Here is a 10,882-nt window from a genome sequence, read left to right as displayed (position 1 = left end):
GCGGGATGTACCAGAACCAGCCACTGTCGAAGGCCACGCTGAGGATGTTGCCCGAGTTCGGCGCCGGCAGCCGCTTGCCGTTCTCGAAGTAGCCGAAAAGCGCCAGGCTGCGGAAGAACTCCGAGTAGTTCCGGGTCCCGCCGACACTGGAATACAGCCGGCTCTTGTTGCCCGACGCATCGACCACGAAGCGCGCACGCACCTCGTGCTCACCGCCGTCGGAGTCGGTGTAGCGCAGGCCGGCGACCCGCTCGTCCCCTTCGATCACACCGGCGACCGAGCAGCCCTCACGCACCTCGACACCCTTGCGCTGCGCGTTACGCAGCAGGATCTCATCGAAACGCGCCCGCTCGACCTGGTACGCGAACGACGTCGGGCCGGTCATCCGGGACGAAACAGCGAAGGAGAACGTCCACGGCTCCGGGCGCGCACCCCAGCGGAAGGTGCCACCCCGCTTCGTCGGGAAACCGGCCTCCGCCAGTTCTTCGGTGACGCCGAGCATCCGGCACACCCCGTGGACGGTGGAGGGCAGCAACGACTCGCCGATCTGGTACCGGGGAAAGACCTCCTTCTCCAGCAGCAACACCCGATGACCCTGCATGGCCACCAGGGAAGCCACCGTCGAACCGGCCGGCCCGCCACCGGCCACCACCACATCGAACTCTTCCACTGGCATCTCTCACCGTCTCTCGATCGAGTACTAGTCGGTTGGGGCAATTTTCTCGTCGCACCGCGCCGGCGTGAAGCTCGTCAAGTTGACACCGGTGCCGATATCACTCGTCATAACCGAATTGCTTCGCCAGCAAGGCGAATTCGGACCCATCCCGCAGTCGCTCCCGGAATGCATCCTCGATATCCTCGCCCATGAAGGCGAGCGATTGCCCCTGCCGCCCTTCCCCGATGAATGGAAATTGCTGCGCCGGATTTTTCGCGGCGGCCCACCTCGACAGCGGCGGCGGCTTTCTATTGACCTTGTCCTTCTTTTCCATCTCACGCATACGATCCAGGGTGCTGCCTTCCACCGCGCCCTGGATGTCGTGCTCGACAATGGGGCGGCCAAGGTCGAGGAACTCCACGATCTCGGTAAGCTTTCCGGCCGGATCGCTGCGCATGTCCTCGTACCGTACCGTCAGCACGTCGATGTCCGGAAAGCTGTCCCGGACAATATCGGTCGAGGTCCACATCCGCAGGCTCTCTGTCCATGATCCAATACCGATGCGGCCACGGTCGGCGAAAAAGCTCTCGTGCGCGATGAAGCCTTCGGCTATCCGCCGGCACTCTGCCGTGTCGTCATGGGAGATGTGCATCGCCCGCAGACTGCTGAGCAGAACATCCCGCGGATTCCGTACGATATAGACAGCCTTGCGGGACACTTCACGGTAGAGGCGCAGCACACGAACGTCGGGCAGAAAGTGGGTCTTGACGAGGGCGGATCCGCCGTCGTCCCACGCCGGCACATCGCCCTCCGCAAGCATGGGATGGATGTCAGGGATCAGGTCCTGGAGACGCCGGAGAGATTCGGCCGGAGCACCGCCGATGTAGGTCGTCAGCATGCTGCGCAACCACGTGTTGCCGGACTTCGGGTAGCTGACGATCCATGAGATCCGTGTCATCGCACACTCCTTCTCCTCGTGCCGGCTCAGCTGGACGACGATCACCAAGTGACCATCAGAGTGGTCAATCCATACGCCGGGGTGCTCGTCCGAAACATGGTTTCCTGGTCGGGATCCGCCAGCTCCAGCCCGGGAAAACGTTGCCACAGCGCGGTATAGACGATGCGCAGTTGGAGGCGGGTCAGAGCAGCTCCCAGGCAATGATGGATGCCGTGCCCGAAGGCGACATGTGGAACGGACCCGCGGGTGAGATCGAGGCGGTCCACATCGGGCAGCAGCGCAGGGTCACGGTTGGCCATCGGGAGAGAGCAGAGGACGGTCTCCCCCTCCTTGATCACCTGGCCGGCGATGGCGACGTCCTCAGTCGCGGTCCGGGGGGTCGGCGCATACGGGACTGTCAGGTACCGAATCAGCTCGTCGACCGCCCGATCCACCGACTGAACGTCACCCCGCAACGCGGCGATCTGCTCGGGATGGCGCAGCAGCGCCAGCACGCCCAGCCCGATCATGCCGGACACGTTGTCGTCTCCGGCCAGCATCAGCTGCACGCAGACGCCTCTCAGCTCCTCATCCGTGATCGTGTCGCCGTGTTCGGCGACGATCGCTCCGATGAACCCTTCGCCCGGGTCCTTCCGTTCCCTGGCCATCATGGCCACGAGGTAGCGGGAGAACGCTTCGCCGGCGGACGCCCGCTTCCTCGCGCTCAGCGCGGCATCGAGATGTCGGTGACACAGCTGCAGGAACATGGAGCGGTCGTCTCGGGGCACTCCGATCAGCTCGCACAGCACCGCCCCGGGCACCTCGTCGGCGACCAGCTCGACCAGGTCGGCGGGGGGTCCCGCATGCTCCATGGCGTCGAGACGTTCCGTCACGATCTCTTCGATGCGCGGCGCCATGCGCCGCATCCGGCGCTGGGTGAATCCCGGGGTCAGCAGCGCCCGGAGCCGGGTGTGCTCGGGCGGGTCGTAATCCATCAGGTTGCCGACCAGCTCGCGCGGCCGGAAGATGCCCGTCCCGCCGATCTCGTCCCGCCGGTCGAAGCGACGCCGGGTGCTGAACCGCTTGTGATCGCCGAGCACCTGCCGTACGACGGCATGCCCCGCGGCCAGCCAGGTGGACTCGGCCGCCGCACCGGACCCGATGGAGATCCTCGTCAGCTTTCCAGCAGCGCGTAGCTCGTCCGCCGGGTCGAAACCCTGCCGGAGAGTGTGGACCGGAGGCGAGTCGTCACCACTCAAGGGGAAGCTCCTCCACGGCGAAAGGGGCCGGCCTGCCCGGTTTGAATCGCAGCTCCTCCTCCGGGACCGCAAGCCGCAAGGACGGGAACCGGCGGACCACCGCCGGCAGCATCACCCGTAGCTCGAGTCTGACCAGCGGCGCCCCGATGCAGTGGTGGATGCCGTGCCCGAACGACAGGTGCGTGCGGTCCCGTCGGGTGATGTCGAACCGGTCCCCCGGCGCACGGTTGATCGCCAGCATCGAGCACGTCAGGACCTCGCCAGCGCGGATGTCCCGTCCTGCCACACGCACATCGGCAAGCGCGACCCGGGGAGAGGGGGCCTCGACGACCGACCCGTAGCGAAGCACCTCCTCGATCGCGCCGTCCACAAGTTCAGGACGCTCGCGGAGCAGCGCCAGCTGCGCGGGATGGGAGACCAGGAGGAGCACCGCGACGGCCAGTTGGGCGGCCACCTGCTCGGTGGCCATGGTCAGACTCGCCTCGGCGAGTCCCGCCAGTTCCTCGTCGGTGACCTGATCTCCGTGCTCGCGGACGAGGGCGCCGATCATGCCTTCGTCGGGGTCGCGGCGTTTGCTGGCTGCCAGCCTCTCGGTGTAGTTCACGACGCCCAGACCTGACGCGACCCGCTGCCTAGGGATCTTGCTCTCTCGGGTTTCCCGGATCATCCGCGACAACTCCGCCTGATCGTCACGAGGGACGCCGAGGAACTCACAGGCGATGAACGCGGGAATCGGCCAGGCGGCGTGCCGGACGAAGTCGGCGGGCGATCCCACACTCTCGAAATCGTCCAAGCCGTCTTCAACGATTTCTTCGATACGGGGCCGCAGCCGCTCCATCCGCCGGGCGGAGTACGCCGGGGAAACCGTCCGGCGCAGCCGAGTGTGCTCGGGCGGATCGTACGCCTGCAGAATGCCCGGCAACCGGGCTCGATCCGCCTCGTCGTCGACCGGCCGCGCCGAGCTGAACCGATGGTGGTCGGCGAGAATCTGCCGGACCTCGTCGTAGCCGGTGACCAGCCACTGTTTGCGGCCGTCCATACCCGGCTCGGAGTCATACTCGTGCAAGGGGCCGTCTTTTCGCAGCTCATCGAGCTCCGGCACCGGATCGAGCCAGACCCGCTGATGCGGCAGAGGAAGTGTCATCGGTTCTCCTATGCTTCCGGCGCTACCAGTCGAGCAGCAGGGCTTCCACGTCGAACGGCGGCGGCCCCAATTTGATCTTGCGGTCCGGCTCGGCCAGCCTCAGCGTGGGAAAGCGGCGCGCCAGCGCCGGAATCGCCGTCCGGAACACCAGCTCGGCCATGGACCTGCCGAGGCAGTGATGAATGCCGTGCCCGAACGCGACGTGCTCCGGTCGTTCCCGCGTCATGTCGAATCGATCCGCCGGAGCTGGGAAGTCCCGGCGGTTCGCCGCCAGCAAGGAGCACGTGACGGCATCGCCGGCCCTGATGAGGTGATCACCGATGCGCACATCCTCCAGTGCGACACGCGGATGGGTCTTCTCGTCCGTGGTGAGGTATCGAACCATCTCGTCCAGCCAGTTCGGTACGGTCTCCGGCTCATCCCGGAGCAGGGCGAACTGCCCGGGGTTCTCGGCCATCAGCCAGGCGCCCGCCGCGAGGAAGCGGGCTACCTGGTCGGCCCCCGCGCCCATGACAAACGCGGCCACCCCGGTCAGTTCCGCGTCGCTGATCTCGTCGCCGTACTCGCGCACCACGACACCGAACATGTCGTCACCGGGATCGCGGCGGGTGCGAGCCGTGGTCTTGCTCATGTAGGTCATGAACTTGTTTCCCGCCGCGACACGCCGCTTATCCGACCGTTCCGTTCGGCTGGCGTGGAGGCAGCGTGCCAGATCCGCCTGATCGTCACGGGGGATGCCGAGGAAGTCGCAGGTCGCCGTCGTCGCCACCGACCATCCGAAGCGCGGGACGAAGTCCACCGGTCCGCCGAGGGCCTCGATTTCGTCGAGGCTGTCCTCGACGATCAGCTCGACCTGCGGCTGGAACTTCTGCATCCGCCGGACGGCGAAAGCGGGCGCGACCATCCTGCGCAGTCGCGTGTGCTCTGGCGGATCGTAATGGGTCAGGAAGCCGGGCCAGGCCAAGCCGGCCGCGGTCCCGCCGTAGAGCAGCCGGGAACTGAACTCACTCCCGCCGAGCACCCGCCGGACCTCGTCGTACCCGGTGGCGAGCCAAGCGGTTCGGCCATCGGGGGCGTCCTCGGCGCCCAGAATCGTCAAAGGGTCTTCGGCCATCAGGGAGCGGAGCTGTGGCACCGGGTCGAACCGGTCTCGCTGGTGCAGCTCCGAGGCCAGGCCGACGTTGAGCTCCTCGAACACGCCACAGATCCTTTCGCTCATCCCACCGGCATACGCGACTTGGATGGTCCGGCCGGCCGCACGACCGTCGAGCCCGTCCAACCGTCCGCATTGGCCGGCTGGACAGCATCACTTACGCGCCGACCTGCTCGATGAGGCTCTTCGGCCGGAGGTCCGTCCAGTTTTCCTCGACGTAGGTCAGGCACTCCTGACGGCTGGCCTCGCCGTGGACACGGGTCCAGCCGGCCGGCACCTCCGCGAAGGCGGGCCAGAGCGAGTGCTGGCCCTCGTCGTTGACGAGCACGAGGAAGGAACCGTCTTCGTTGTCGAACGGATTGGTCATTGTGGTGTCCTCTCCCGCTCCGGCCGGGGCCGGAGCTCTCCGGCGACGGCTGACCCGTTCCGGGCCGGCGCCGCGGGTTGCATCATCTCGGTGTGGTCAGCGGTGCGGATCTCATCGTCATCCGCCTCCGCCACGAACCACGTAGTGCACCGGCTCAGGCTCATCGTCGTAGATCCCGGTCTCATTGCTCGCCGGCCCTGCGCCGTTGCTTTCGGGCGTGGCTCCGTTGCCTTCCGGCCCGGCGAACTGCGTGTGGTAGAGCACCGCGTAGAGACCGCCCTTGGCGAGCAACTCCTCGTGCGTCCCTCGCTCCCGAACCCCTCCGTCGTCGATCACGAGAATCTGGTCGGCCTCGCGGATCGTGGACAACCGGTGGGCGATCACCAGCGAGGTGCGGTTGTGCAGGGCGGTCTTGAGTGCCCGCTGGATGGCAGCCTCCGACTCGGAGTCCAGATGAGCGGTGGCCTCGTCGAGCACGACGACCGTGGGTGCCTTCAGCAGCAGCCGGGCGATGGCCAGTCGTTGCTTCTCCCCGCCCGACATGCGGTAGCCGCGATCGCCCGTGACGGTGTCGAACCCGCCCGGAAGAGATTCGATCAGATCCCAGATCTGGGCCGCTTTACAGGCCTCGATCAGCTCCTCCTCGGTGGCGGTGGGGCGAGCGTAGAGGAGGTTTTGCCGGATCGTGTCGTGGAAGAGGTAGGTGTCCTGGCTGACCACCCCTACCGTTTCGCGGAGCGAGTCGAAGGTGAGGTCCCGCAGATCGTGTCCGCCGACGCGAACGGTCCCGGAGGTCGGGTCGTACAGCCGAGACACCAGGTGGGTGATCGTGCTCTTCCCCGCGCCGGACGGGCCAACGAGCGCGGTGAGGCTTCCGGAAGGCACACGCAGGCTCACGCCGCGCAGGACATCCCGCATCACCTCCGCGCGATCCCGTGCGGCCCGTAGGTACTCCAACGACGGCAGCGAGACCTCGTCCGCGGTGGGATAGCGGAACGACACGTTATCGAACTCGATGTCCGGCGCCACGTTCTTCGCGAGCGCGATCGCGTCGGGGCGTTCCTGGATCAGCGGCTTGAGATCGAGCAGCTCGAAGGCCCGGGAGAAGCTCACCACGACGGTCTGCGCGGTTTCCTGCAGCCCGGACAACTGGACGATCGGTCCGAACAGCCGCCCGAGCAGGGTGGCGATGGCGACGAGCGCCCCGAGCGCGATCGCCCCGTCGAGCACGAGCCCGCCGCCGACCCCGTAGACGAGCGCCGTCGCGAGTGAGGCCATCAACCCCATCATGACGAAGGCAAGCCGGCCCCACACGGCAAGGCTCACCCCGATCTGGCGGATCCGGTCGGCACGGCCGACGTACTCGGCCATCTCCTCGTCCGGACGGCCGAAGAGTTTGGAGAGCATCGCCCCCTGCACGTTGAACCGCTCCTGGAGGAGTCCACTGAGGCCGGTATTCGCCTCCATCTGCCGTCCGGTGCGCCGCTGTATCGCGCGCCCCACGTAGATCCAAGGCACGATGAACACCGGAATCACCACCAGCGTGACGATGGCGACGAACCACGAGAGGTAGAACATCTCGGCCAGCACCAGCAGCACCGTGAGCGCACTCGTGGTCGCCATCAGCAGGAAGCCGAACTCCTGCTGAGCCATGATCAGTTCCGTGTGCAGCCGGCCCACCAGCACCCCGGTCTGGGTACGGGTGAAGAATGCGACCGGCATCCGCCGGACGTGGTCGAGTGACTGGATCCGGAGGTCGTAGGTGACCCCCTCCCCGATCCGCCCGGAGATGTAGGCCGACAGCAGCTGCAACAACGCGCCCGCCACAGCGAGCCCGGCGGCCAGGACGGCCATCTCGGTCACAAGCTCGAGATCGTTCTTGAGAATGCCGTCGTCGACGAGTTTCATCAGCAACAACGGAATGGCGACCACGATGAGCGAATCCAACGAGGCGACGACGGCGAAGAGCACCACTTTACCGATGTGCGGGCGAAAGTATCTGAGCACTCTGCGCACCGTTCCCGGGCGGACCGTGGTCTGCCAGGGATCGGGGTCATCACTTCCTCGATGGGGTTCCCCGCCGAACTGCATCACTACTGACACAAAAGCACCCCTATCACAGGATTCATGACGCCATCGACCTCCATCATGCTGAAGGGGGTCGATGTCCACGAGTAGGTTCGAGCGAACACTTCTGACCCGCGACTGGCTCTCACACGGAGACAGCCGGCTTCTCCCGGCTGACCGCGTCGAACAGCAGTCGCGCGGCCACGGTTGTCCCGTCGGTACGGATCGTGCCGGCCAGGGCGGCCGCTCGCGTGTGGGTGTCCGGGGCCAAGACCGTGGCGAGCGCGGCGGACAGGGAGCCGAAGGTGAGGGCCGGACCGTCGATTGCCGCACCGATGCCCAGCTCGGCCACCCGGTCGGCGTAGCGCGGCTGATCCGCTATCTGAGGCACCACGATCTGGGGGACGCCGGCCAGGGCGGCCACGTGTGTCGTCCCCGTACCGCCGTGGTGGACGGCGGCGGCCACCCGGCCGAACAGCTCCTGAAGGTTCACCTCACCGACGGCGAGGCAGTCGTCCCGGTCATCGGGCAAGGCCAGGCCGGCCCACCCTCGGGAAAGGACAACCCGGCGCCCCTGGGCCCGGATCGCCTCGACGGCCACCCTTGTCACATCAGCGGGAGCGGGTCCGCTGCCGAAACCCACGTACACCGGCGGTGGACCGGCGCGCAGGAACGCCTCCAACTCGGCCGGGAGAGGCCGTTCGTCGGGCAGGATCCACGCACCGGTCCGCACGCCGTCGATGCCCGGCCGCCGCGGAGCCAGGATCTGGTCCGCAGCCAACCAGGGCCGATCGGTGCAGCAATAGTCGTAGACGTTCTCCACCGGCGGCAGGCCGATCAAGGCTCGCTGCTCGTTGAGCGCGCCGCCGAACATCCTGTCCGCGCCCTGGTTGTACAAGGCCCGCTGCGTCGGCGAGGGCAGCAGGAACGGAGACGAAACGGTGTAGAAGTACCGGATGCCCAACTTCTCGGCCACCGACCGGACGGCGGTCGCGCCGGACGGCAAACCGCTCGCCACTACCGCATCGCATCCCCGCGCCACCGCCGGGACCTTGTCGAACCGCTCGGCGAGCCGCGCGGCCGCGAGTTCAGGCTCAGGCGCCCGTCCCGGCTCGCGTGCCCCTTCGAGCATCGACCGGTCGGCCAGTACGAGCGGCACACCGACCTCCGTCAGCCGCTCCACGAAGTTCGATGGCGCGCACATTCGCACCTCCACACCGAGAGCCCGCAACCGCACCGCCAATGCCACCAGCGGTTCGAGATCTCCGCGTGGTCCACACGACCAGAACAACACACGCATTTTCTCTCCGATGTCCTGCGGAGTGGATGTCTCAGGGCGGTGGGACCGGCGTTGAGCGCGTCCAACCGACCGCATTGAGCGGCTGGACATGTGTCAGCGCGGCGACAGCCCGACAGCGCCGGCGTTCACACAGGACAGCAGCGTGCGGGCCTGGACGTTGAGGTAGTGACCGTGACCGGCCAGGGCGCCGAGCTGGCCCGTGGTCGCCCATTGGAAGCCGGCCGGCGGCTGCAGCGCGACCTCGTCCCCGGTGACGTCGACGAGCAGAGTGCGGTTCTCCGCATTGAGGAAGCGGCCGCCCTCCTCGGAGTGCAGGGCCTCGTAGCGGATCCGCTCGGGTGGGGCCGCCAGCACGAGGTCCAGAAAGGGTGGACGATCCTCCGCGGGCAGGTGCAGCCAGTTGGCGGGGTCGCACTGCACCGTCGGGGCCAGCTCGACGGTGTCCAGGAAGCCGGCCTCCGGCTTCGCCTGGACCAGCAGATGCGGTACGCCGCCGATGTCACGGACCAGAAACGCGATGACGCCCCTCCCCGTCGGTTCGATCAGCGGCTGCGACCAGCTCGGCACCTCCCGGTTGCCCGCCTCGACGGAGACGGCGACCACCCGGAAGAAGCGGCTGTCGGACCGGTGTATGGACAGCGCGTCGCGCTCCCAGCCCGCGATCCCGGCCAGCGGTCTGCGCTCGATCGTATTGCTCCACCGGGACCGCTCGACGGTGAACCAGGACTGCAGCTCCGCATCGCTGTGCAGCGCCCCCGACTCCGAGGTGACCATAGGCAGACAGGCGATGACCGTCCGGGAGTCCATGTTCACCACGTTGTTCAGACGCAGCAACTCGCCGATCTGGCCCAGCGTGAGCCAGCGGAAGTCCTCGTGCGGCACGACGTCGCCGGTCGCCTCGACCAGCATGTTGCGGTTGGACTTGCGGTAGAACCAGGAGCCGTGCTCCGACTGGAGCACGTCGATGAGCACCCGGCCGCGCCCCGGTCCGGTGAAATGCTCCAGATACCGCACTCCGGCGCCGCCGTGTGCCCCCGTGTAGTTGCTGCGGGTGGCCTGCACGGTGGGCGAGAGTTGCAGCTGATTGGGGTTGCCCGGCTCCATCTTGGCCTGGAGCAGGAAGTGCAGGACGCCGTCGAACTCCTTTGCGAGGATACCCAGAATGCCGACCTCCGGCTGACGGATGATCGGCTGCTCCCAGCTGCGGATCGGGCCCTCGCTGAGGGCGACGGACAACCCTTCGACGCTGAAGAACCGGCCCGTGCGGTGCACCAGGTTGCCCGTTCCCGACGCGAACGACCAGCCGTCGAGCTCGTCGAACGCGACCCGGTCGACCTTGAATCGGTGCGCGCGGGCCCGGTCGGCGAGCCACGGCAGGAAGTCAGCGGTCCGGATCATGTGACCCTCGACAGTCTGCGCTGCCGAGCGCCGCAGCCGGTACGGCAGGGCATCGTCGGCGCGCTGGCGCAGGGCGATCGCGGCGGTCACAACGTTCCCAGGACAGCGCGCAGAGCGTCGATGACGCGGTCCTGCTCGGCCTCGGGCAGGGACGGGTACATCGGCAGGGAGAAGATCTCGCCGGCGAGTTCCTCGGTGACCGGCAGGGAGCCCGGCGCGTAGCCGAGGTCGGCGAAGCCGCTCATCGTGTGCACCGGCCACGGGTAGCTGATGTTCAGGGCGATGTCGTGGTCCTTGAGTGCCTCGATGATGTGATCGCGGCGAGGATGGCGGACCACGTACACGTAGAAGACGTGGGTGTTGCCGGAATTGGTGGCCGGCAGCTGGAGCCCGCCCGGCCGGGCGAGGTCGCCGAGGCGTTCCTCGTATCGTCGGGCGACGGCGTTTCGCCCGGCGATGTAGTCGTCGAGGCGGCCCAGCTTGCGCCGCAGGATCTCGGCCTGGACCTCGTCGAGCCGGGAGTTGTGGCCCGGTGAGCGCACGACGTAGTAGACCTTCTCCATCCCGTAGTAGCGCAGTTGCTTGAGGCTGCGGTCGACCTC

The 10,882-nt window shown here is 67.3% G+C and carries 10 protein-coding genes; all 10 read right to left on the bottom strand.

The window, feature by feature from the left end:
• The coding region (locus DMB66_RS52435; protein ID WP_125811563.1) for a tryptophan 7-halogenase at window positions 1–676 on the bottom strand (676 nt) is incomplete at its 3' end.
• A 97-nt stretch (window positions 677–773) separates the two neighbouring features.
• Window positions 774–1,658 (bottom strand): sulfotransferase domain-containing protein, encoded by an 885-nt coding sequence (locus DMB66_RS52430; RefSeq protein ID WP_125811562.1) that lies wholly within the window; start codon window positions 1,656–1,658, stop codon window positions 774–776.
• Window positions 1,655–2,587: a cytochrome P450 gene (locus DMB66_RS52425; protein WP_199753153.1), complete on the bottom strand. Its 933-nt coding sequence runs from the start codon at window positions 2,585–2,587 to the stop codon at window positions 1,655–1,657. The genes DMB66_RS52430 and DMB66_RS52425 overlap by 4 nt, the downstream gene beginning before the upstream one ends.
• Window positions 2,588–2,840: 253 nt before the next feature.
• Window positions 2,841–3,995 carry a cytochrome P450 gene (locus DMB66_RS52420; RefSeq protein WP_125811560.1) on the bottom strand — a complete coding sequence of 385 codons (1,155 nt, stop codon included), beginning with the start codon at window positions 3,993–3,995 and terminating at the stop codon, window positions 2,841–2,843.
• Between the two features lie 22 nt (window positions 3,996–4,017).
• On the bottom strand, window positions 4,018–4,959 hold the full coding sequence (locus DMB66_RS52415; protein ID WP_199753152.1) for a cytochrome P450: 942 nt from the start codon (window positions 4,957–4,959) through the stop codon (window positions 4,018–4,020).
• A gap of 346 nt (window positions 4,960–5,305) precedes the next feature.
• Window positions 5,306–5,515 carry an MbtH family protein gene (locus DMB66_RS52410; RefSeq protein WP_125811558.1) on the bottom strand — a complete coding sequence of 70 codons (210 nt, stop codon included), beginning with the start codon at window positions 5,513–5,515 and terminating at the stop codon, window positions 5,306–5,308.
• 117 nt (window positions 5,516–5,632) lie between these two features.
• Window positions 5,633–7,489 (bottom strand): ABC transporter ATP-binding protein, encoded by a 1,857-nt coding sequence (locus DMB66_RS52405; RefSeq protein ID WP_199753151.1) that lies wholly within the window; start codon window positions 7,487–7,489, stop codon window positions 5,633–5,635.
• 238 nt (window positions 7,490–7,727) lie between these two features.
• On the bottom strand, window positions 7,728–8,882 hold the full coding sequence (locus DMB66_RS52400) for a glycosyltransferase (protein ID WP_125811557.1): 1,155 nt from the start codon (window positions 8,880–8,882) through the stop codon (window positions 7,728–7,730).
• Between the two features lie 93 nt (window positions 8,883–8,975).
• A complete protein-coding gene (locus DMB66_RS52395; RefSeq protein WP_125811556.1) occupies window positions 8,976–10,370 on the bottom strand; it encodes an NDP-hexose 2,3-dehydratase family protein in 1,395 nt (464 codons plus the stop codon).
• On the bottom strand, window positions 10,367–10,882 hold a 516-nt coding region (locus DMB66_RS52390; protein ID WP_199753150.1), incomplete at its 5' end, for a DegT/DnrJ/EryC1/StrS aminotransferase family protein. The genes DMB66_RS52390 and DMB66_RS52395, both read right to left, overlap by 4 nt.

Source organism: Actinoplanes sp. ATCC 53533 (genome assembly GCF_003947245.1).
Note: the sequence above shows the minus strand (reverse complement) of the source record. Positions and strands in the feature narration are given on the sequence as shown.